Origin of the sequence: Prolixibacter sp. NT017 (genome assembly GCF_009617875.1) — a bacterium.
Taxonomy (GTDB): Bacteria; Bacteroidota; Bacteroidia; order Bacteroidales; family Prolixibacteraceae; genus Prolixibacter.
This window is the reverse complement of record NZ_BLAV01000001.1, coordinates 3,119,438-3,142,557: the sequence shown is the minus strand read 5'-3', so window position 1 is coordinate 3,142,557 and position 23,120 is coordinate 3,119,438. Positions and strand designations below refer to the sequence as shown.

Below are 23,120 nucleotides of genomic sequence, written 5' to 3'. Positions count from 1 at the left end.
AGGATGGCTATAAGTGCTTTACAATTTGAGCGATCAAAATACGCTCCCAAGTTACCCAAAGCTTTACAAGGACCTGTAAAAGTGGTCGAAGGAAAGAAAACCGAATCGGTTGCCGATCAGGAAGAAATTCAGAAGCTCTTCCCGAATACATACGGTATGCCGCTTATTACCTTCGAAGAAGGTGGTGACGCCGGTTCTCTTCCGGTGATGAACGTCGGAGTGATTCTTTCCGGTGGTCAGGCTCCAGGTGGACATAATGTAATCTCTGGTCTTTATGACGGTTTGAAGAAACTGAATCCTGAAAACAAATTATATGGTTTTCTGGGTGGTCCAGGCGGATTGGTCGACCACAAATACATGGAACTGACCGACGAAATTATCGACGAGTATCGTAACACCGGAGGTTTCGACATCATTGGCTCAGGTCGTACCAAGCTTGAAGAAGAGTCTCAGTTCGATAAAGGTGTTGAGGTTTGCAAGCAATTGAACATTAACGCGCTGGTTGTAATTGGTGGCGATGACTCCAACACCAACGCATGTGTATTGGCTGAATATTACTTGCAGAAAGAAACCGGAATCCAGGTGATTGGTTGTCCGAAAACCATTGATGGTGACCTGAAAAACGAGATGATTGAGACCTCGTTTGGTTTCGATACGGCCGTTAAAGTGTATTCCGAGCTCATCGGTAACATCATGCGCGATGCCAATTCGGCAAAAAAATACTGGCACTTTATTAAATTGATGGGACGTTCTGCTTCACACATCGCATTAGAGTGTGCTCTGCAGACACAGCCTAATATTGCACTGGTTTCGGAAGAGGTGGCAGAAAAAGAGCAGACCCTGGCCGAAATCGTTGATTACATTGCCAAAGTGATTGCCCGTCGGGCTGAAGACGATCACAATTTCGGTGTTGTACTGGTTCCGGAAGGATTGATTGAATTCATTCCGGAAATGAAAACCCTGATTACCGAACTGAATGATTTGCTCGCCGAAGGACAGCAGTCGGCCAACGATTTCAAAGCGCTGGCTATCGACGCAGAAAAACGCGAGTACGTTATTGGTAAACTGAGTGAAGTTTCATCGAAAGTGTTTGCCTCACTTCCGGAAGGAATTGCCAAGCAGCTGACACTCGATCGTGACCCGCACGGAAACGTACAGGTTTCGAAAATTGAGACGGAAAAGCTGTTGATTGAGATGGTAGATGTTCGTCTGGCGGAAATGAAGAAAGAAGGTTCCTATAGAGGCAGTTTCTCTGCTCAAAACCACTTCTTCGGTTACGAAGGCCGTTGCGCAGCACCGTCAAATTTCGACGCTGATTATTGCTACTCACTCGGTTCAACCGCATCCGTTCTGATTGGAAACGGTAAGACCGGTTACATGTCTTCCGTACGGAATACAACCAAGCCGGCCGATGAGTGGATTGCTGGCGGAGTCCCGATTACCATGATGATGAACATGGAGCGTCGTCACGGACACATGAAGCCGGTAATTCAGAAAGCGCTGGTTGAACTGGATGCTGCCCCGTTCCTGAAACTGGCGGAAAACCGCGAAAAATGGGCTGTTGAAACCAGCTACGTTTATCCGGGTCCTATCCAGTATTTCGGTCCGACTGAAGTTTGCGATTCTACCACCAAAACGCTGGAGCTCGAGCAAAGTAAATAATCGAAAACAGAATATTCTGCAGAGGCTGTCCCAAATCCGGACAGCCTCTTTTTTTGCTTGAATAAAATTAAGAGTCTGATAAACTTGGAATTATAACATGTTTTTGGGGGGCGTTATTTCAGAAGTTTTGTCTTCTAAGGTTATTTCCTTTAATAGTGTACGAAATCGAACACGCCTTGTTCTTTACCGTTCAATTTTTTAACCCTCCGTTATTCCAATACTTGATGATTTTGTATTGTAAGTATCTTGTTTTTAGATTTATGTAGTTTTTGGCATGTTTCCTGTTTAAAGCTGGTCAAACGGACAAAAAAAAGATTAAAAAATAGGAGATAGCGTCATGAAAACACAAGTTACAAACACAGCAAAAAAGGTTATCGTAACCTTCATGATAGTTCTGACAGTAAGTGTAATGAACATTGCCAATGCTCAGGGAATTTCTGGTTTCACCGCCATGCTTTCGCCAGTCAATGCCATGACAGGTGCAGGTGTTGAAAAAATGACTGCCCTGGTCAACAATGAGATGAACGATAGCGAACTGAAAGTAGAAGACTGGATGAGCAGCAATAACTACTGGAGAGTAAATGAACAGGACGAACAGCTGCCAGTAGAAGATTGGATGAGCAGTGAAAATTATTGGGGAGTTAAGGAACAAGCCGATTTTTCGGACAGCCCGCTGACAGTAGAGAAGTGGATGTCATCCGATATCTTCTGGATCGGTGGGCACCGAGAAAAAGACGATACCCTGTCGGTTGAAAGCTGGATGGCATCGAACGAATACTGGGGAGTTAAATAACGAGAATTTCCAACGCAAATAGTTCATAATTAGGTTTAGTTGCATTATGCATAGTTTTTCCGAGTGAAGGCTGCACCGTGAGGTTGCAGCCTTTCTTGTTTGTTAACTCAAATTTACCTTTCGCGGTCCAGCTTGGATGCGTGCAGGGCATTCGTTACTTTTGACAGTTAATTAGAATAAATAAAAATAGAATCGATAGTTCACGTAATGAATCATTTAATTATATATGCCCACCCCAATCCAAATTCGCTGAGCCATGCTTACCTGGAAGTAATGAAGGAACAGACCAGGGCGAACCACCACGATGTCATTGTCAGAGATTTATACCAAATGCACTTCAAACCGGTTGATTATGCTGCCGATTTTGAAAAATCGCGCAAAGGTGAGTACCCGGAAGAGATTTTAACCGAGCAGGAATACTTGCGAAAAGCTGACTTGATTAGCTTGATTTATCCGGTTTGGTGGGGGAGCATGCCGGCCATTATGAAGGGGTATTTCGATCGCGTATTTACCCGTGGTTTTGCATTCGATTATCATCCTGAAAAAGGGTTGTTAAAATTGCTGGAAGGCAAAAAAGCGCTGGTTATAAATAATATGGGAGACTCGCGTAAACATGCCGATGCCAGTGGCATGACCGACTCCATTATGAATTTCATTCGTTCCGGCGTGTTTGGATTTTGCGGGATTGAAACAGTGGAGCATTTGCTTTTTGGAAATGCGACAACCCGTGACAAGACGGTGCGAATAGGTTACATCGAAGAAGTCCGGAAAACCATATCGAAGCATCTGCCGGTCGAGGCAACGTTTTAAAAATCATCGCCAGGCTCCCCGTCTGGCTTTTTTATTTACGGATGGTCGAATACGTAGGAAATGATATTGGCGCCCATTTGCAACGCTTTTTCACGAAGCGACCAAGGATCGTGATGAACAGCCGGATTTTCCCAACCATCTCCTAAATCACATTCGTACGTATAGAAGAAAACAAGCCTTCCTTTGTAGAAAATACCAAATCCCTGCGGCGGTTTTCCGTCGTGCTCATGAATTTTTGGTAATCCATTTGGGAAATCGTATTTCTGATGGTAAATAGGATGTGAAAACGGCAGCTCGACCAGTTCGCTTTCCGGAAGAACTTTCTTTATTTCTCTGCGGATATATTTATCCATTCCGTAATTGTCGTCTGCATGAAGGAAACCTCCTGCCTCCAAATATTTTCTCAGGTTTTTGACTTCGGCATCTGTAAAAAAAACGTTCCCGTGTCCCGTCATATCCAAAAACGGGTAATTGAAAATCTCCGGACTTCCCACGTCAACAGTTGCAGGCTCCGGATCGATATTAGTGCCAATGTTTTTATTGCAATATTGAATGAGATCCCCCAGCGAGGTTGGATTGGCATACCAGTCGCCGCCACCGCCATACTTCAGCAAGGCAATCTTCACCGATGTTTTCGATTGCGCATTGGCAGAAACGACCAACGTGATAAACACCATGAGCCCCCCAATGCTTCTGTATATTCTTTGCCACTTCATGGTTATTTCAACTCGTTGATGAGGTTAACGGTATGGCAGGCCACTACTCCTGCCGTTTCGGTCCGCAATCTCGATTCTCCCAGCGAAACAGGCTGAAAACCGTTATCCAGCGCTAGCTTTATTTCTTCTGGAGAAAAATCACCTTCCGGACCAATCAGGATCAATGCATCTTTCCCTTTCGGGAGAATATGGCTGAACAGTTTTCGTTCGGTCGGCTCACAGTGGGCAATGTACTTCTCTCCATCAAATTTCTGTGAAATAAAATCCTTGAAGCTGGTCATTTCATTCAAAACCGGACGGTAAGCTTTCAGCGATTGCTTCATGGCCGAAGTGATAATGTTCTCCAGTCTCGCCGGCTTAATGCTTTTCCGTTCGGAATAGCGGCACAAAAGCGGTGTGATTTCATCAATTCCAATCTCTGTCGATTTTTCCAGGAACCACTCAAAACGGTCGATACTTTTGGTTGGGCCGATGGCGATGTGTAACCGAAATTCGCGTTTGCCCACTTCGTGCTGTGGCTCGGTCACTTCAACCTGGCAAGCTTTGGGATGCGCATGACTGATAACTGCTTCATAGAAACTTCCCTTGCCATCCACCAGCTGGATTTTATCGCCCTCTTTCAGACGAAGAACCCGAATACAATGCTTCGACTCCGTTTCATCCAATGTATATTGATTCCCCTTGATATCGGGGGTATAGAAAAGATGCATAATCACGCGGAATTGTTATTCTGCGACAAACTTAACGAAACATTTTTGGATATTTATAGAAAGCCTGTTCTCCGCTGCGGGGTTCGATATCTGCCCACGATTGTACCTCAAAGCGAATGGCAACAGCACCGGCGGTAGGAAGAATGCGGCCAAAATATTCGAGCATCCGGTCGGCCAGAATCGTTTGCGTCGGGTTGTGACCGAAAACCAAAACACAATCGGATGTTTCCGGTACTTTCGCCAGCATCTCCAAAAATTCGGTCGTGGTTAATCCATCATACAAATCTTCTTCCTCCCGGATAGCTTCCTCGGGATATCCCAAAACGGAAGCAAAGAAAGTGGCCGTTTGTTTCGCTCTGTTCGCCGGGCTCGATATAAAATGAAGTGGCTGCGGGAGCATCGGTTTGATTTCTTCAGCGATTCTGGTGGCATCCACTTCGCCCCGGGTAGTTAAATCGCGTCGATAATCGGGCTTTGGCTCATCGGTATGTTCGGCTTTTCCGTGACGGACAAGAACAACTAATTTCATGAGATATCATTTTTAATGAGAAGCATAATATTCCGTTCAGCGGGATATTTCTCTGATGTTTTCACCAATAATAAGGGAAAACCGGGAGGAATTCAAGTGTTAGAGAAGATTGTTGGCCCCGCTTACAGAGCAACCGCCGGCTGCGACGACGTCTTTTACCCTTGCGGGAAGCTTCTGCGAACGGCAGATGGCTCCAGACCGGGCGCGGGAGAAAACTACAATCTGTATTTGGTTCATTTTACGTTGGAGGGAGCAGCTACAATCTGTAGTTCGTTCACTTTGCGTTGAAGGGAGCAACTACAATCTGTATTTCGTCCGCTTTATTTTCCGGGGAACAACTACAATCTGTACTTCGTTCACTTTACGTTGCAGGGAGCAAGTACAATCTGTATTTCGTTCATTTTACGTTCAGGGAAGCAACTACAAATTGTATTTCGTTCTCTTTACGTTACGGGAAACAACTACAAAATGTGGTTTATTCCCGTTAGGGCGTAGCGAAACAGTGCAGCAGCCGTTTCTTTCTGGACCGGTGTTTTTTAATTTAATCAGGAAAAGAAATTTCTCCTGCGGAATAAACGGTTGCCGGATTATCCTCGTTTAGTGCACAATAAGTCGTGAATAGGACCTGCTGCATATCTGCGGAAAGTTAACCGGCTGATAATTTGACTAATGGAATTTTGCGGAAATTTCAATAATAAGTTAAATTAGTGAAAACCAAAGCTTGCAGCTAATTGATACGTTTACTAATCCTTTTTATCGGTATCTGTGTTGCTTTCGCCGCCCCTTCAGATGCAACCACGCAGGCATCGCCGGGCGAAACAGCAAAGGGTGTGACTCTGAAAGCTTCGGGAAACTTAGACAACGGGATCATGTACCGGATTCAGATTTGTGCCCTGCGAAAACCGGTAAAGGATGCACGTATCTTAACACGGAGAACCAAAGTGCCGGGCCCTTTCTATATCAGTCGTAGCGATGGATTTAACCGCTATGCTGTTGGCCGGTTTTTTAGCTTCGAAGATGCCATGCAGTATCGCGCTTATCTTATCAATAAGGGGGTAGATAAATTCATCTTCGTGGTCGCGTACTATCAGGGACAACAACTTACTGCCGGCCCCAATATAACGCCTTCTTCATTTTCAAAGCCATAAATCCCGCACTATCTTTACGGGCAAATTTTTCTCATGAAACGAATCGGTCTGCTATCGGATACGCATGGATATATGGATGATGCCATTCTGAATCACTTTTCGGAATGTGATGAAATTTGGCACGCCGGCGACATCGGTAACCTGGAAGTGGTTGATAGGCTAGCTGGTTTAAAGCCATTGCGGGCGGTCTACGGAAATATCGATGGGAACCAAATCAGGCAGGAATACCCGTTGCACCAGCGGTTTATGTGCGAAGAAGTGGATGTCTGGATGACGCACATCGGCGGTTATCCCGGAAGGTACGAGCGATACGTGACACCAGAAATCTACCACCATCCTCCCAAATTATTCATCTCCGGTCATTCCCATATATTGAAAGTGATAAATGATCCCAAGCTCGGTTTGTTGCACATCAATCCCGGGGCAGCAGGAGTGCAGGGATTTCACCAGGTGCGAACCCTGGTGCGCTTTTCCATCGAAGGTTCCCGTATTTTCGATTTGGAAGTAGTGGAAATGGGACGTCGCGGAAATTTTAGCGAATAAATCGGGCAGCCACCCAGTTGTTCCGTTCCTCGTATCCGGCAGGTTTTAGCCCTACTTCTTCCGCTTTCGCGGAAATGGCCGGCAAGTCTTCCCGATAAAATCCGCTCATGATGATTTCAGCATCTTTGCACATTACAGAGGCATATACCGGTAAATCCTGAAGCAGAATATTCCGCTGAATGTTCGCGTAAATCACATCGAATTTGAGTTTTCCCAACAGGCTCGCATCGCCCTGCGCCACATCGATATTCGTGATGTTGTTGATCTCGGCATTCTCGAGCGTGTTTTTGTAAGACCACTCATCGATATCGATGGCTTTCACCATGTCAGCGCCTCGCATGGAGGCCAAAATGCCCAGAATGCCGGTTCCACATCCCATATCAAGCACTTGTTTGCCTTGTAAATCCTGTTGCAGAATAGCCGAAATCATGAGGTAAGTGGTCTCATGATTACCGGTACCAAATGCCATGCGCGGGTCAATCACAATTTCATATTCAGCCCTCGGTGTATCTTTATGGAATGGAGCTCTGATCAGACAACGGTTTTCTACCAGCAAGGGTTGGAAATAGTTTTTCTCCCACACCTCATTCCAGTTTTGGTCGGGGATAATTTCGGTTTGAAACCGCACTTTAAACAATGGATTGTTGATCAGACTCTCATCTTGCAGCAACTCTTCACGGTAGGCCGAGGAAGGGATGAATGCTTCAACGGCCTCTTCTGTTTCGCTGAAACTTTCGAAGCCCAGCTCGCCCAATAGAGCCGTTAATATTTCACGGTTGGTTTCGGAATCCGGTTCCGGAAAACAACTGACTTTGGTGTATTCCATTGCAATAAAATTTAGCTGTCAAAGATGCGAATTTCGTTGGAATAACGGTATTAATAAATGCGAATCACCAGGTTCATGCCGATGCGGCTGTAATGCCAGTCGTCGAATCCGGCAAACACGCCTATATTTCCGTTGAATAATACTTCAATTAACGAGTAACCAACTTCGGTATACTGAGGGTGATTAGGCATCTTGTAATAGCCTGCCCATACCAGTTCGCGCCAAAGTGTATTACTGATTCCCGGTAGGTACTTCAGTAAAATATAGGGTGCTTTGTACGAAACGTGTGCTTCGACAAATCGATCATCGGTCCTCAGTTCGTAATAGCCCGGAGTAAAGAATCCGTGCCTGAATTCCTCGAATAATACCGGCGAGGGCTGGCTGTTGGTTTGCGAGAAATCGGCGAAATGGATGTGCTCGTTATTCGGGAACCAACCACCCCGTATTTCATACGTGAAGCTGGTCGCCGAATTTAGGTGGATGCCTTGCGTAAGTCCTGCCTCCAGGTAATCGAAATCGGCCGTGCTGTTGAACAACCCTTTGATACCCTTATTGTACTGGAACCAGAATGTTGGGAAATCGGAATGGGCCATCTCTTTCACGCCATCTTTTACCCGGTAATAATAGCGTGGCGTGTACTCGACTTTTAGTTTCAGTACTGTGTTGATTTGGCTATTCAGATTTGCATCGGTTACCACGTGATTGTGCGGAAGATTATTCATGTAATCAACATCCGTTCTGAAAAAGGAATAATTGGTCGAGTTCTCCAACCGGCGCCGGTCATTCCAACTAAATCCGGTGTAAAAGACCAAGCCATTGGCTAGATCTATCCGGTTACGAAAATTGACAAAACGGTTTTCGTAATAGCGGGCATAGTTTTCTTTGGCAAAAAGTGAAGCTACCGCGTTGATAAACGGATCGACTGCATAAAGACTGTTGAAATCTTTGGTTTTCCGGCCAAAATCGAGATTGGCAATGGCGCGGCGCATAGGGGCATAGGTCAGGGCCGTTTTTCCACCCCATAAAACAGCTTTTCGGTTGATGGCCCACGTTCCCCATGGAGTAAACCAAAATGCATGACCGGGACGTCCGGTTTTATTAAATGTAATTTCCTGATGAATTTTCCATCCGTCGACTGCGTTGAAACCAACCGATTTTAGGTTGAGGATTCCCGGATAGGAGACATGAAAGCTGGTATCGCGGTTCGTCCATCGTTTGCCGGTGAAAAGCGGGCCGAGATATCCCGAAAGCAACTTATTCCCTTTTTTTGATGACCCAAATAATTTTTTCCGGGGAGAATTTTCCAGTGAGTCACGTTTCTCAAAACTCTCTTTTTCGTTTTCGGTCAACGGAATCGGCCTGATTTCGTTCCAGTACGACGAATCTTTATCGGCGGCTCCTGAAACGATTACCTTCTGGTTTTTATCTTTTAGCTCGAGCGATTGTTCTTCATCGTCATTGGCAATTTTCGCCTCTCGTGACATCAGGCGTGAAAGCTTGTTCATGTCGCGGTTGGTGATATTCTCCTTGTTGAGGATTTCTGCCATTTTTGCCACACGCTTTCCGTCTTTCACCTCGTGTCCCAACGGTTCATTCGTCGCTTCCTCGACCGAATCTTCTTTGTCCGTTTCGGGTTTGGCTTCCGTTTTGTTTTCGGCTTCAGCTTTAGCTTTTCCAGCGAACTGCGGCATCGTATTTATCGGGTTGACAGCAATGAGCCGCGGATTCAAAACAACGTCGCGGTATTTTACCGAACCGCCGAAATGAACACTGCCTTTTACACCCAAAACGCCGCCTTCGAAAGCATAATTGTGACCTACCGGCATCCATACACCCGGTTTTACCTCGTCGAAAACCTGACGGACATTCACTTCACCGAAAGGCGTATCGAAATTCAAATCGGCGCTGTGAAGGCACCACAAGCCATCGATGATGTAGATGTACCCTGAAAAAAGTTGCTTACTACGCCGGCGCGGAATGACTTTAATTTTGTCGATGGTATAATCGCCTTCGTAACTAAATCCTTCGTAAACGTATTTGTAGTGGTTAAAGGCGTTGCGTCCCAATGGCGAAATCAGGATATCGATATTGTCATCGTACAGGCTGGCAGCAAAAAATTTCATGACCGGAAAATCGACAATGTCCGGAAAGGTCGAGTTGACCGACTTAATCACCTGTTTGTAATGGTCGGGTGCATCGAAGGTAATGGTGCTGTATGTTTCGTCGACGAACGTGTCGCCCGACTTCACTTCCACTTTTTGTTTGCGCAGTTGATTACGGATAATTCGCGATACCTTTTGAAAATGGACAGTACCTCTCAGGTAAACATCGGCTTTGTACGATTCGACCTGGTTTTTGTGGAAGTTGGACAGCCCGATAACATGTCGCATAATCGAATAAGCCGGGTCTTCGCCATTACCATAAACCCTGATTTCTCGGAGTTGATGAACCTGGTCGACCATGGTGATATCTTTTGTAACCGGCTTCGTGTTGACCTTCACTTTGATATTTTGTGGCGCATATCCCAGGCTTCGGTATATAACGGTATAGGTTCCTTCCGGCACATCGATGCCGTATTTCCCATTGACATTGCTGGTCGTTCCCTGCGAAAGCTCCTTGATAAAAACGGTAGCATAGGGAATAGGCGCTCCTTTCTCGTCGGTGATTTTTCCTTTCAGTTGTTGTGAATTAGCTATATCTGGCAGAAAAAGAATAACCGAGAACAGAAGCAGACGAATAAATGTTGGTATGAAAACAGGTTTGCTCATAAGCTCATATATCTACTTAGATGCAATTTAATAGCTATTCGTTGAATAATAACAATTCATTAGCCAAAATGCTCATAAAATAAAAAAGGCGACCGAAACATATGTTTCAATCACCGTTATATCCTGAAGAAAAATCAGTTACGACAATTATCGCAGCTGTTATTTCTTAATATGCATTGATAATTCCGAGGAATTCTTCAGCTTTCAGCGAAGCACCGCCAATCAAACCACCGTCGATGTCAGGCTGAGAGAAGAGTTCAGGAGCGTTGCTTGCTTTGCATGAACCACCGTAAAGGATAGAAATTTCTTCAGCAACATCTTTACCGAATTTGTCAGCAATAAGGCTGCGAATATAAGCCAGCATATCCTGTGCCTGCTCGGTTGAAGCCGTTTTTCCGGTACCGATAGCCCAGATAGGTTCGTAAGCGATAACCAGTTTTTTGAATTCGTCAACCGGAAGTTGGAAGACGGTTTCATCCAGCTGTTTTTTCACGAAATCGTTCTCCTTTTCAGCTTCGCGGATTTCCAGCGGCTCACCGCAGCAATAAATCGGAGTCAAACCATTTTCCAGTGTCAGCGCTACTTTTTTGTTGAGAATTTCACTGGTTTCGTTGTAATATTCACGACGCTCGGAGTGTCCGAGAATCACGTAAGTTGCACCGGTTGATTTTACCATTTCTGCAGAAACCTCTCCCGTGAAGGCACCTTTGGCTTCGGCTGCGCAGTTTTGTGCAGAAACGCCAACGCGGCTGGCATCAACACTTTCAACAACTTTGGTAAGATGGGTAAAGGGAGTTCCCAATACAACTACTACATCTTTATCGCCTTTGCTAACGACCAGTTCGTTAACGGCTTTGGCCAGTTCAACACCTTCTTGCAGGTTGGTATTACATTTCCAGTTTCCGGCTACAATCTTCTTTCTCATTGTGGTTTTATTTAAAATGATGAATGGTTGCTATTCAGTTTATTAAACTGACGACAAAGATAAAAACATCCCGTCGAAGTTGAAAATACCTGAAACGGCTTAGTTCTTATTTAACTTTTTATTCATTTCCGGTAGAATATCTTTCCTGAAGGCAACAGAATCGGGGATGTCGTTGTAATGCCACTTGCCCAGAATGGTTCCTTTGTACGTCAGGATGAGTCCCGGGTTGGAACGAATCATGGTTTTGAGGGTAATTTCATCGGTTGAGAGGAACGGATAGGGAGCCTGGGTTTTTCCGATAAAAGCCTGTTGTTCGCTTTCCAGCGAAGCGGTAAGGCAAATAAAGTTGTATCCTTTTGCTTCTGCCCATTTCGCCAATACATTGATGCGTTCCTGATTTTTGGTCGACGATTTTTGCAGGTCGTATGCTACCAGCATAAAAGTGTAGTTGTCGTCTTTCAGAAAGTAATCGGTTACGTCGTCGCCCTGTGGTGTTTGAATCGAAAAGTCGTGAATGGGCGGAACGTATCCTCTTTTCACCAGAACCGGTTGGTCCATTGATTGAAATTCCCACGTAAGTGAATCGCGCCACGGAATATTTTTCTCCGAGAACTTTTTGACTTCACCGGTCTTCTTATTCTTGTAGTAGAAGTTGTTTTCGTAAACATCGTGCGGCGCATCCGGCGGAATTTCCATGGCTTTTGAAATATTTACACCCACCTTGTACGGTCTGAAATCGATAATCGGCAAGTGATTGTACGACCAGGTGACCAAAACGATATAAGTAAGGATAAGCCCGGAGAAAATTACCCGGCCCGGTTTTCTTTTTACCGGGTGGTCAGCTTTCCGCCTTCCGTCGAAGAGAATAATCGCCAGGGTGATAAGGATAATATTTTTATAAAACGTTTGCCAGTTGGTTATCACGAGTGCGTCGCCGAAGCAGCCGCAATCGGTTACCGGGTTGGTTAACGCCAGATAAAGGGTCAGCGGCGTGAAAAAGCTCATAAAGATAAGCGCCAGCCAGGAGAAAAAGCGGAGAAATCTTCCGCTCAGAAGTCCAACCCCGATGGCAAATTCAGCAAATGAAAGAATAAAAGAAAGTGGCAGTGCAAGTGGAACCAGGAAATCGAGATGGAAAGCGTAGAAGTAATCGGTGATTTTATACGTTCCGCCCCACGGATCGATTCCTTTAACGAAGCCTGAAAAAATAAAAACCAGGCCGACCAGGATTCTACTGATATTGCGGAGCCACTTCATCATTCTTCGCCAAATTCGAGTTTCACCATCGCAAAAATGGCGTAGTTAATAATGTCGAGGTAGTTGGCTTCAATGCCTTCCGATACCAGAGTTTTCCCCTGGTTGTCTTCAATCTGTTTGGTTCGTTTCAGTTTCATCAGGATGAGATCGGTAAACGAACTGATGCGCATCTGTCGCCAGGCTTCACCATAATCGTGATTTTTGTCAAGCATCAGCGTTTTGGCTTTTTCCAGGTTTTCCAAAAACATCCGTTCAGTAATATCGGCCGGCAGTTCTTCTTCCGAGGGGCCCAGCTCGAGCTGGATAAGCGCCATGGAGCAGTAGTTGATGATGCCAATGAACTCGGCCCGTTCGTCTTCATTTATTTTGGAAACTCCTTTCTCCTCAATGCTACGGATGCGTTGCGCCTTAATGTAAATCTGGTCCGTCATAGAACGGGGACGCAGGATACGCCACGCGGTTCCGTAATCGCGCATCTTGTTGACAAACAAATCGTGGCAAATGCTGATAATATGATCGAATTGCTGAGCCGTCTTCTCCATAGTTTCCTGTTGAAATGAACCATAAAAGTATAAAAATATGAAAATCGGCGTGCCAATTTATTTTTACTTTTGTAGAAAGGTGCTCCGGACCTGCGTCTGCTTTTGTGGAACGCGTTTTGGAAACGCCGTTTGAAAAGAAATTCTATGCTGTTTACGCGTAAAAAAGAACCTTTCTATTCCCGGAAGAAAACCATCACACTCGATGGACGGTTGATTGAAATCGATCATCCGATGGTCATGGGCATCCTGAACGTAACGCCCGATTCTTTTTTCGATGGCGGGAAATATGTAAGTCACAAGGCTATCCTGAAAAGGGCGGAAAAGATACTGGAAGAAGAAGGCGAAATTATCGACATTGGCGCTTATTCGACGCGTCCCGGAGCGATGGATATACCAGCGCCCGAAGAAGCCAGCAAGCTGAAATCAGCCGTCGGCCTGGTTCGTAAAGAATTTCCGGACGCCATCATTTCCATCGATACCTTTAGGGCTTCGGTGGCCCGCGAAGTTATCGCTGAAGAAGGGCCATGCATTATCAACGATATTTCCGGCGGAACCATGGATGACAAGATGTTTGAAACGGTAGCCGAGCTGGGCGTTCCGTACATCATGATGCACATTCAGGGTACTCCGCAAACCATGCAGAAGAATCCGCAATACGACGATGTGGTACAGGAAATCCTGATGTTTTTTGCCGAAAGGGTTCAGCAACTAAAACTACTGGGAGTAAAAGACGTTATATTAGATCCCGGATTTGGCTTCGGAAAATCGATCGATCATAATTTTGATCTGATGAACCGGCTCGATTCTTTTGGATTGTTTCAGTTTCCGCTTTTGGTAGGAGTTTCGCGTAAGTCGATGATTTGGAAATATCTCGGAACATCCGCGGAAGAAAGCCTGAATGCGACGACGGTGTTAAATACCCTGGCGCTGATGGGTGGAGCTGATATCCTGCGGGTACACGATGTGAAGGAAGCAGTGGAAACCATAAAAATTTACAGCAAGCTGAAAAGCATGGTCAAATGACGGAGTTATTCATTACCATACGATTTCTTGATTTTCTGGATGTGTTGCTGGTAGCCTATTTGCTTTATCAACTGTACATGTTGATAAGGGGGACGGTAGCTTTCAACATTTTCATGGGAATATTCATTGTTTACCTCGTTTGGCTCGTGGTGAAGGCGCTGAATATGGAGCTGGTCAGTACCATCCTGGGACAGTTGTTCGGCGTTGGAGTGCTGGCTTTGATTGTGGTGTTTCAGCAGGAAATTCGTAAATTCTTGCTGTTGTTGGGAAGTCGTTACCGGGCGAATAATAAATTCTCGTTCGAAAATCTTTTCCCGCAACATTTCAAATCGACCACCGAGTCGAGCCTTCGTGCCATCGTGGATGCCTGCCAGGATATGTCGCGGACAAAGACAGGAGCTTTGATTGTCATAGCGCGCAGTACGGAGTTGCGAGAATTTGCCGAGACGGGAGAGATTATCGATGCCGGCATCACAGCTGAACTGCTGAAGAGTATCTTTTATAAGAACGCGCCTTTGCATGACGGAGCCGTTATTATTGTTGGAAACCGGATTCGGGCAGCCCGGTGTATATTACCGGTTTCGGCGAAGAAGAACCTGCGTCCGTCGCTGGGGTTGAGGCACCGGGCCGCGATGGGAATGTCGGAACAAACCGATGCTTATGTGGTAACGGTGAGCGAAGAAACCGGCCGTATTTCGGTGGCACACAACGGACAGCTGGAAGAAAACCTGACCGTCGATAATCTCTTCAAAAAATTGGAGGAAAATCATGCAGCCTGACCACAAACTGAACTTATGGGAGTTGCTCAATTACTCCATCTTCACTTATGGTAGTTTGAAGATTTCCATCCTGCGCATCGCCATTGTCGTGTTGATTCTGGCCGGTGCTTATTTCATTTTCCGGTTTTTCCGCAAATGGATGATGCATTTGTCGATTGCTGAAAAGCTGGGGATGAAACGGTGGCGTTCTTTTCTTCGCATCATTCGTTTGATCTTTTTCCTTGGAGCCATCTTGGGGTCGCTGAGTATGCTGGGCTTCAGGATTAAACAGGTACTGGCCTTTCAGCTTTTCGAGACCGACAAGATTAAATTTACCGTTACTCATCTGCTGATTGTTCTTGCAATTCTGTTTATCACCCGGTTTATACTGAACCTGATAGAGTACCATTTCGACAACAAGATAAAACAGAAGCGGTTCGACCGGGGGCGTGGGCGATCGATTTACACCATCGTTCAGTACCTTGTCTGGTTCATGGCCATCCTGCTTTCACTTCAGGCACTCGGATTGAAATTGACGTTTGTTGTCGCCTCTTCGGCGGCGTTTCTGGCAGGTATTGGATTTGGTCTGCAAAATATCTTCAGCGATTTCGTATCCGGGCTCATCATTTTGTTCGATCGCTCACTGGAAGTTTATGATATCGTTGAGTTGACAGACGGAACAGTGGGGCAGGTGCTCGAAATCAATCTTCGTGCGTCGAAAATTTTAACCCGTAATAACCAGGTGCTGATTGTGCCCAACTCAAAGTTTACCCACGATATCATTGTCAACTGGAGCCACAATGAAGCCAACACCCGTTTCCAGGTGAGTGTGGGGGTGGCTTACGGTTCCGACGTTAGGTTGGTGGAAAGACTCCTGCTCGAAGCGGCCAACGGACACGACGATATCAGTGCTAATCCCAAACCTTTTGTCCGTTTCAACGATTTTGGCAACTCATCGCTCGATTTTCAGCTCTATTTCTGGACGGCTAACAGTTTTTACGTTGAAAACCTGAAGAGTGAACTGCGCTTTGCCATCGACGATTTATTTCGTCAGAATAAAGTTGAAATTCCTTTCCCGCAACGTGACGTACATTTCAAGAATCCTATCATTATCCGTAACGAAGGTTCGGAATAGATCACTTTCCTGACATTTTTCAGCATTCCTTTCACAAAATTTTGGAGATATGGGCAGTTCTTGAATATTTTAGGAACCGTAAACCAAATATCAGAAGAATGAAAAATCGTCGCGAATTTGTGAAAACATGCGGAGCCATCGGGGTAGGACTCACCGCACCGTCCATCTCCTTTGGGAATACAGCTGTCGCTGAATATCCTTCGAAGCGTCCGACGCCGGCTGAGCGGAATTTTACCAGCGAAGCTGTTGAGCGGGTCATCCAAGAGATGAACAGGAAAATCAAAGATCCGAAACTGGCCTGGATGTTTTCCAACTGTTTCCCGAATACCATCGATACCACGGTTACCTACCGGGAAAAAAACGGCAAGCCGGATACCTTCGTGATTACCGGAGATATTCACGCCATGTGGCTGCGCGATTCGTCAGCACAGGTGTGGCCTTATCTTCCGTTGATTAACGAAGACAAGAAGCTGAAAAACATGGTGGCAGGGCTGATTAACCGTCAGGCCGGGTGTATCCTGATTGACCCGTACGCCAATGCATTTAACGACGGGAAAGGTCACAGCGAGTGGATGACTGACAAAACAGACATGAAACCGGAGTTGCACGAGCGCAAATGGGAAATTGATTCGCTCTGCTACCCCATCCGGCTCAGTTACCATTACTGGAAACACTCCGATGATTCATCGCCCTTTGGCAACGAATGGAAGAAGGCGATGGAGCTGGTGGTGAAGACTTTCCGGGTTCAGCAGCGAAAAGAGGGACGTGGTCCATACTATTTCATGCGCGAAACATTTATCTCGACCGATACCATGCCCGGACGCGGCTGGGGAAATCCCATTCGTCCCAACGGATTGATTTGTTCCGGCTTTCGTCCGTCCGATGATGCGACGACCTACCTTTTCCTGGTACCATCCAACTATTTCGCGATGGTTTCGCTTCGTCAGCTGGCCGAAATGAGCAAAGCGATTTATCACGATAACGCTTTTGCTGAAAAGTGCAACGCTTTCGCGGATGAAGTGGAGCAGGCATTGAAAGAGCATGCTGTATTCGAGCACGAAAAACACGGCAAAATTTTGTCGTTCGAAGTAGATGGTTTCGGTAATACCAACTTTATGGATGACGCCAATGTGCCGAGTTTGCTGGCGCTTCCTTACCTGGAAGCTTTCAAACCGGATGATCCATTGTATCACCGTACCCGGAATTTTGTGCTGAGCGAGGACAATCCGTGGTTCTGGAAGGGGAAAGCGGCCGAAGGCATTGGCGGACCGCACGTGGGCTTGCACTACGTTTGGCCAATGGCGATTATCATGCGGGCTATGACCAGCAACGATAAAGAAGAGATTGCGCATTGTATTAAAATGCTGCGCAACACCGATGCCGGCACCGGCTTTATGCATGAAAGCTTCAACAAAGACAATCCGGAAGATTTCACACGTAAGTGGTTTGCCTGGGCTAACACACTATTTGGTGAGCTACTGATGAAAGTCGATAAAGAACATCCGGAGTTGCTCAAACGAAATTATGCCTGATTGGAGGCTTGATGGAAGAGTTTTAAAAGGATGTCATCCGGTGACCGGGCGGCATCCTTTTTTCGTTTTTGTTTTTATTCGGAAAGTTTAGCATGGCACCAAAATGTTGCGTGACTTTTCCTTCTCCTGGGAGCCGGACATTAAAATGTTGCGTGATTTTTCCTTCCCCTGAAGCGCCGGCATGAGAAATACCCGAATATTTTTCTTTCCGCAGTGCTGTGTTACAGCTTTAATTTTTCTTGCGGAAAGCATTCCGGATCTTTTCCCAGATGCTGGAATGTTTTTTCTCCTGATTGCCGGGCGACTGCGTACTGTCTTCTTGTTGTTGCAGTTGTTCCTTATCTTTTTCAGCCTTGTCTTTATGGCGACCGAATAACCAACCAAAGTCGATGAATTTCTTACGCGGAAGCTCATCACGGTAGTGAGGAATATCTAACGAGGCTAGTAAACGCTGGTCGTCCCCCATATCGAAACTGTGATAACGGAGTGAAGCAAAAGAGCGGTCGGCATAGAGTTTATGGAAGAAATCTCCGACAACGGGCAAGGCCATCCGTGCTCCCTGTCCGTAATAGAGCGTGCGGAAATGAACCGCCGGATCTTCGGCGCCAACCCAGCAGCCAGTCACCAAATCGGGCGTGTAACCAATGAACCAGCCATCGGCGTGGTTTTGCGTTGTTCCGGTCTTTCCGGCAAAGTCGCTACGGATGCCAAACCGGGTACGAATGGCGCGGCCGGTTCCGCTGTCAACCACCGCTTCCAGGTAATGGGTCATGATATGAGCCGTCTGCGCGGAAATAACTTGTTCCTCATCGGAATCTTCATCCTGGTGGAATGTTTTCAGCACATGCCCTTTTGAATCCTCCACGCGGAGGAGATAGTACGGTTTCACGCTTTTCCCGCCATTGGCAAATGGTGCGTAAGCAGTAACCATCTCTTCAAGGGGAATGTCGGCCACACCCAAAGCGAGCGAAGGAACTTCGGGCAGATCGACATCGATGCCCATCCGGTGTGCCAGTCGCACTGCATTTGCCATGCCGGCATCGAGCAATACCTGTACCGATACGGTATTGATGGATTCGCTCAACGCTCCTTCGAGCGAATAATAACCGCCGTATTCATCCTCGGCATTGTGCGGTGTCCAGTCATCATATTCCGGATAGGTAACCTCTTCGTTGGCGTAGTATTTATCCGGCTCAACTCCGTTTTCCAACGCCGCAGCATACACAATCGGCTTGAAGGTAGAGCCTACCTGCCGGCTGGCGGTCACCTGGTCGTACTGGTAAAAGCGGAAGTCGTTGCCGCCTATCCATACCTTAACGGCTCCGTCTTTCGGCGAAAGGGCCAGAAAAGCACTCCGCAGGGTACGCAGTGAATGTTTCACCGAGTCGATAGGCGTCATTTCAACCGTTTTAATATCGCCCCAGCTAAACACTTTCATCGGTATTAATTCATGAAAGGCTGCACTGATTTCTTTTTCCGTTTTTCCGGCATCTTTCATCCGGATATATCGGTCGGAGCGTTGCACCGCTCTTTTTAACACATCCTCGTCATGTTCCCAGGGCTGCCGGTTATGCCAATGCTTGTCGAATATGTCCTGCAGACTCTTCATCTGTTCCTGCATCGCCTTTTCCGCATATTCCTGCATCTTGTAATTGACGGTTGTATAAATCTTCAGACCATCGGTATATAAATCATACGGGTCGCCGTTGGGTTTGGTCACATGGCTGCACCAATCTTCCATCTCTAACCGAATGCGTTCGCGGAGATACGCTGCCGGCCCGGTGTTGTATACCAGATAATTGTAGTGAAGGGTCAGCGGTGTTTCCTGATATTCTTTGCCTTCAGCTTCCGACAGGTAATTGTTTTTCACCATCAGGCTGATGACGAGATTGCGGCGCTCTTTCGACCTTTCAGGATGGAGACGTGGATTATAAGCGTTGCTGGCTTTCAGTGTTCCTACCAACGTGGCTGCTTCCGGAACTGTTAGGTCTGCCGGCTTTTTATCGAAGAAACGTTCCGATGCAGTTTCGATTCCGTACGTATTTTCACTGAACGGAACGGTATTGAGGTATAGCGTCAGAATTTCGTTTTTGGTGTAAATCTTCTCCAAACGGTAAGCAATGATGGCTTCCCGCAATTTGTTGACCGGCATGGAAAGCGGTCCGTAGTTATCGCGACCGAAAATATTTTTGGCGATTTGCTGCGAAAGGGTGGAGCCGCCGCCAGCACTTCTGTCCTGCAACAAAATGGACTTGATAAAGACACGCAGCAGAGCCCATTCGTCGATTCCGCGATGTTCATAAAATCGGGCATCTTCGGTGGCAACCAGTGCGTGAATAACGTTCGGTGAAATCTGGTCAAAGGTTACATTGCTCCGGTTCTGGATGTAATAGCGTCCAAGGAGATGTCCATCAGAAGAATATACTTCCGAAGCTACCGGATTTTTGACGTCTTTTAACTCCTGTGTCGTCGGTAGTGGCCCGAAAGCACCGATGTAAACCAAAACAAAAAGGGCTCCCAGCAGAAAGATTCCAAACAGCGAGATATTGAGCGCCCATCGCCAAACTCTTTGCTTTGTAATTTGTTTGGGAATATGAAATTTACTGTTCTTTTTAACAGGTGTACGTTTTCTTTTTCCGCGTGTGGAGGATGTATTCTTTTTCTTGACCATAAATCTGTCTTTGTCCGATACAAAATAAAGTTGTTTTAGCGAAAACAGGTAATTTTATTGTAAAGAGTTTTCTCTATACCCGGACAGATTTAAAATGACGCGATTCTTTCCGGTTTTCGGAATTATTTTCTTTCGAACCTTTTTAGCGAAAAGTGATATCGGCGCTACCCATGAAGCAGGCTGTCACCGAAACAAAATAAATATTAGAAACCTAAACAGAAAAAATACATCAGAATGAAGATTGCCATATCAGGAAGTACAGGATTCATTGGCGGAGCATTGCGCGAGGCATTTGTTAGCTCCGGCATTGAAGTGGTTCCGTTGCTAAGAGCTGATTTTAAGCGCGGCGAGAACTACCTTGTTCAGCTTTTAACCGGCGTCGACGGAATTATCAACCTGGCTGGTGCTCCCATCGTGAAGCGCTGGACACAGTCCTACAAGCAGGAAATTATGGAGAGCCGGATTAAGGTGACCCGTCAGCTGGTTGGCGCATTAAAAGCGATGTCTACTGATGATCGGCCGGAGATGTTCTTATCGGCTTCGGCTATCGGTATCTACGCTAACTCGGGCACGCACGATGAAGAGGTGTTTGAATACGGACACGATTTTCTGGGAGAAGTAGCTACGCGATGGGAAGGTGCGGCATCGGAAGTGGAAGCGTTGGGTGTTCGGTTGGTGATTATGCGGATGGGGCTCGTTCTTGGAAAAGATGGCGGCATGTTTGGAAGATTATTGCCCATTTTCAGAATGGGACTTGGCGGCACTGTGGCCAGTGGAAAACAAGGCTTTTCCTTTATCCATCTGGATGATGTGGTGGGCGCCGTTCAGTTTCTTTTGGCCAAAAAAGAATTAAAAGGTGTGTTCAATTTTACAGCTCCTTATCCGGTGAATAACGAAACTTTCACGAGGAAGCTGGCAAAAAAACTGGGAAGACCTTCGTTTATGGCGGTTCCCGCATTTGCGCTAAAATTAGTGTTCTCAGAAGGAGCAACAGCGCTCAGTCATGGACCTACTGTTTTACCCCGGAAATTATCGGAAGCCGGCTACAAGTTCCAATTTCCGGATATCGATTCGGCACTTGATGATTTAATTAAGCCATAAAAAATCCCGGGAAACTCAATTTCCCGGGATTTGTATGTAAAGAAGTGGATATTAAATTTTCGAATGTTCGAGTTGTGGACCGGCAGCAACCAATGCTTTTCCTTCTTCGTTGTCGGTATATTTCTCGAAGTTCTTGATGAAACGTTCAGCCAGGTCTTTGGCTTTGTTTTCCCATTCTGCTGCATCAGCGTAGGTGTTACGCGGATCGAGGATGTTGGTGTCAACATTTTCGAGTGCAGTCGGAACTTCCAGATTGAAGATCGGAACCATTTTAGTTTCTGCTTTTTCAATCGAGCCGTCCAAAATGCGGTCGATGATAGCGCGTGTATCTTTGATCGAGATACGTTTTCCGGTTCCGTTCCATCCGGTATTTACCAGGTAAGCTTCAGCACCGGCAGCTTCCATCCGTTTTACCAACTCCTGACCGTATTTGGTCGGGTGAAGAGACAGGAAAGCCTCACCAAAACAAGCAGAGAATGTAGGCTGCGGTGAAGTGACACCACGCTCGGTTCCGGCCAGTTTTGCCGTAAATCCCGAAAGGAAGTGATATTTGGTTTGCTCTTTTGTCAATTTAGAGACAGGAGGCAATACACCAAATGCATCAGCCGTCAGGAAGATAACTTTCTTCGCGTGACCTGCTTTCGATACGGGTTTTACGATATTTTCGATGTGGTAGATCGGGTAAGAAACACGGGTGTTTTCAGTTACCGAACCATCGTTGAAATCAACTTTGCCATTTTCGTCAACCGTAACGTTTTCGAGAAGCGCATCGCGTCTGATGGCATTGAAAATATCAGGCTCGCTATCTTTATCCAAGCGGATAGTTTTTGCATAGCAACCGCCTTCGAAGTTGAATACGCCCTGATCGTCCCATCCGTGCTCATCGTCGCCAATCAGCTGGCGTTTCGGATCTGTCGACAATGTGGTTTTACCGGTTCCGGAAAGACCAAAGAAAATAGCTGTATCGCCATCTTTACCAACGTTTGCCGAGCAGTGCATTGCTGCAATACCACGGAGAGGCAGGTAGTAATTCATCATGGCGAACATACCTTTCTTCATTTCACCACCGTACCAGGTACCACCAATCACCTGCATTTTTTCAGTCAGGTTGAATACGGTGAATACATCAGAGTTCAATCCCTGCTCTTTCCAGTTGGGGTTGGTCGCTTTTGAGCCGTTTAATACGACAAAGTCAGGTTCACCGTAGTTGGCCAGTTCTTCCTCTGTGGGGCGGATGAACATATTTTTAACAAAATGTGCCTGCCACGCAACTTCCGTAATGAAACGAATTTTCATGCGGGTATCTTCGTTGGCTCCGCTGTAGGTATCCATTACGAAGAGACGCTTACCTGAAAGCTGGTCAGTAACAACTTCTTTCAGTTGCTTCCATACATTGGGTGAAATCGGTTTATTGTCGTTAGGAGAGTGTGCAGTTGTCCACCACATCGTATTTTCGGTGGTTTCATCCTTGACGATGTACTTGTCCTTAGGCGAACGTCCGGTGAAAACACCTGTCATTACATTCACTGCACCTAATTCAGTTACAACACCTTTCTCATAACCATCCAGACCAGGTTTAGTTTCTTCTTCGAACAGCTGCTCATAAGAAGGGTTGTAGACGATCTCTGTTACGTTGTCAATTCCGTAAACAGACAAATCTAAATTTTTCAT

General features: G+C 46.1%; 20 protein-coding genes. 10 read left to right on the top strand and 10 right to left on the bottom strand.

Going from position 1 to position 23,120, the window contains the following annotated elements; translation table 11 throughout:
* Positions 1-3 precede the first annotated feature (3 nt).
* The 3 genes from GJU87_RS12985 (at position 4) to GJU87_RS12975 (ending at position 3,265) form a co-directional block, all read left to right on the top strand.
* Positions 4-1,662, top strand: coding sequence for a diphosphate--fructose-6-phosphate 1-phosphotransferase (locus GJU87_RS12985; protein ID WP_153639922.1), 1,659 nt, complete (start codon positions 4-6; stop codon positions 1,660-1,662).
* Positions 1,663-1,999: 337 nt separating this feature from the next.
* A complete protein-coding gene (locus tag GJU87_RS12980; RefSeq protein WP_153639921.1) occupies positions 2,000-2,455 on the top strand; it encodes a hypothetical protein in 456 nt (151 codons plus the stop codon).
* A gap of 207 nt (positions 2,456-2,662) precedes the next feature.
* Positions 2,663-3,265: an NAD(P)H-dependent oxidoreductase gene (locus GJU87_RS12975; RefSeq protein WP_153639920.1), complete on the top strand. Its 603-nt coding sequence runs from the start codon at positions 2,663-2,665 to the stop codon at positions 3,263-3,265.
* 35 nt (positions 3,266-3,300) lie between these two features.
* Here the strand turns inward: GJU87_RS12975 and GJU87_RS12970 are convergent, their stop codons facing one another.
* Genes GJU87_RS12970 through GJU87_RS12960 form a run of 3 tightly spaced genes read right to left on the bottom strand, consistent with a single transcriptional unit; the run spans position 3,301 to position 5,220 of the window.
* Positions 3,301-3,981: a DUF4159 domain-containing protein gene (locus GJU87_RS12970; RefSeq protein WP_228491984.1), complete on the bottom strand. Its 681-nt coding sequence runs from the start codon at positions 3,979-3,981 to the stop codon at positions 3,301-3,303.
* 2 nt (positions 3,982-3,983) lie between these two features.
* Positions 3,984-4,691, bottom strand: coding sequence for a 16S rRNA (uracil(1498)-N(3))-methyltransferase (locus GJU87_RS12965; RefSeq protein ID WP_153639919.1), 708 nt, complete (start codon positions 4,689-4,691; stop codon positions 3,984-3,986).
* A 31-nt stretch (positions 4,692-4,722) separates the two neighbouring features.
* Positions 4,723-5,220, bottom strand: a complete 498-nt coding sequence (locus GJU87_RS12960; protein ID WP_106541724.1) for a histidine phosphatase family protein — start codon at positions 5,218-5,220, stop codon at positions 4,723-4,725.
* Between the two features lie 731 nt (positions 5,221-5,951).
* Here GJU87_RS12960 and GJU87_RS12955 point away from each other — a divergent pair.
* Together GJU87_RS12955 and GJU87_RS12950 are read left to right on the top strand one after the other, a co-directional pair.
* Entirely contained in the window at positions 5,952-6,368 is a 417-nt protein-coding gene (locus GJU87_RS12955; protein ID WP_153639918.1) for a hypothetical protein, read from the top strand.
* A 33-nt stretch (positions 6,369-6,401) separates the two neighbouring features.
* Positions 6,402-6,911: a metallophosphoesterase gene (locus GJU87_RS12950; protein ID WP_153639917.1), complete on the top strand. Its 510-nt coding sequence runs from the start codon at positions 6,402-6,404 to the stop codon at positions 6,909-6,911.
* Here the strand turns inward: GJU87_RS12950 and prmA are convergent.
* The 5 genes from prmA to GJU87_RS12925 all read right to left on the bottom strand — a co-directional run bounded on the left by prmA (position 6,901) and on the right by GJU87_RS12925 (position 13,229).
* Positions 6,901-7,737: a 50S ribosomal protein L11 methyltransferase gene (gene prmA / locus GJU87_RS12945; protein ID WP_153639916.1), complete on the bottom strand. Its 837-nt coding sequence runs from the start codon at positions 7,735-7,737 to the stop codon at positions 6,901-6,903. The two genes, GJU87_RS12950 and prmA, sit on opposite strands and share 11 nt — an antisense overlap.
* Before the next feature lie 50 nt (positions 7,738-7,787).
* Positions 7,788-10,505, bottom strand: coding sequence for a DUF5686 and carboxypeptidase regulatory-like domain-containing protein (locus tag GJU87_RS12940; protein WP_153639915.1), 2,718 nt, complete (start codon positions 10,503-10,505; stop codon positions 7,788-7,790).
* Positions 10,506-10,671: 166 nt separating this feature from the next.
* Positions 10,672-11,430, bottom strand: coding sequence for a triose-phosphate isomerase (gene tpiA / locus GJU87_RS12935; RefSeq protein ID WP_153639914.1), 759 nt, complete (start codon positions 11,428-11,430; stop codon positions 10,672-10,674).
* Positions 11,431-11,529: 99 nt separating this feature from the next.
* Positions 11,530-12,690 carry a BT_3928 family protein gene (locus tag GJU87_RS12930; protein ID WP_153639913.1) on the bottom strand — a complete coding sequence of 387 codons (1,161 nt, stop codon included), beginning with the start codon at positions 12,688-12,690 and terminating at the stop codon, positions 11,530-11,532.
* On the bottom strand, positions 12,687-13,229 hold the full coding sequence (locus GJU87_RS12925; RefSeq protein WP_153639912.1) for a DUF1599 domain-containing protein: 543 nt from the start codon (positions 13,227-13,229) through the stop codon (positions 12,687-12,689). The genes GJU87_RS12930 and GJU87_RS12925 overlap by 4 nt, the downstream gene beginning before the upstream one ends.
* 144 nt (positions 13,230-13,373) lie before the next feature.
* Between GJU87_RS12925 and folP the strand changes: the two genes are divergently transcribed.
* The 4 genes from folP to GJU87_RS12905 all read left to right on the top strand — a co-directional run bounded on the left by folP (position 13,374) and on the right by GJU87_RS12905 (position 17,677).
* Entirely contained in the window at positions 13,374-14,252 is an 879-nt protein-coding gene (gene folP, locus GJU87_RS12920; RefSeq protein ID WP_153639911.1) for a dihydropteroate synthase, read from the top strand.
* Entirely contained in the window at positions 14,249-15,031 is a 783-nt protein-coding gene (cdaA, locus tag GJU87_RS12915) for a diadenylate cyclase CdaA (RefSeq protein WP_153639910.1), read from the top strand. Before folP ends, cdaA begins: the two co-directional genes overlap by 4 nt.
* Positions 15,021-16,145 (top strand): mechanosensitive ion channel family protein, encoded by a 1,125-nt coding sequence (locus tag GJU87_RS12910; RefSeq protein WP_153639909.1) that lies wholly within the window; start codon positions 15,021-15,023, stop codon positions 16,143-16,145. Before cdaA ends, GJU87_RS12910 begins: the two co-directional genes overlap by 11 nt.
* Before the next feature lie 98 nt (positions 16,146-16,243).
* On the top strand, positions 16,244-17,677 hold the full coding sequence (locus GJU87_RS12905; RefSeq protein ID WP_153639908.1) for a glycoside hydrolase family 125 protein: 1,434 nt from the start codon (positions 16,244-16,246) through the stop codon (positions 17,675-17,677).
* Between the two features lie 229 nt (positions 17,678-17,906).
* On the opposite strand, the gene GJU87_RS12900 is transcribed toward GJU87_RS12905, so the two are convergent.
* Positions 17,907-20,348 (bottom strand): penicillin-binding protein 1A, encoded by a 2,442-nt coding sequence (locus GJU87_RS12900; protein ID WP_153639907.1) that lies wholly within the window; start codon positions 20,346-20,348, stop codon positions 17,907-17,909.
* A gap of 234 nt (positions 20,349-20,582) precedes the next feature.
* On the opposite strand from GJU87_RS12900, the gene GJU87_RS12895 reads away from it, so the two are divergent.
* Positions 20,583-21,449: a TIGR01777 family oxidoreductase gene (locus tag GJU87_RS12895; RefSeq protein ID WP_153639906.1), complete on the top strand. Its 867-nt coding sequence runs from the start codon at positions 20,583-20,585 to the stop codon at positions 21,447-21,449.
* A gap of 51 nt (positions 21,450-21,500) precedes the next feature.
* On the opposite strand, the gene pckA is transcribed toward GJU87_RS12895, so the two are convergent.
* The gene (gene pckA, locus GJU87_RS12890; RefSeq protein ID WP_153639905.1) at positions 21,501-23,120 is read right to left on the bottom strand and encodes a phosphoenolpyruvate carboxykinase (ATP); all 1,620 of its coding nucleotides are present in this window, start codon (positions 23,118-23,120) and stop codon (positions 21,501-21,503) included.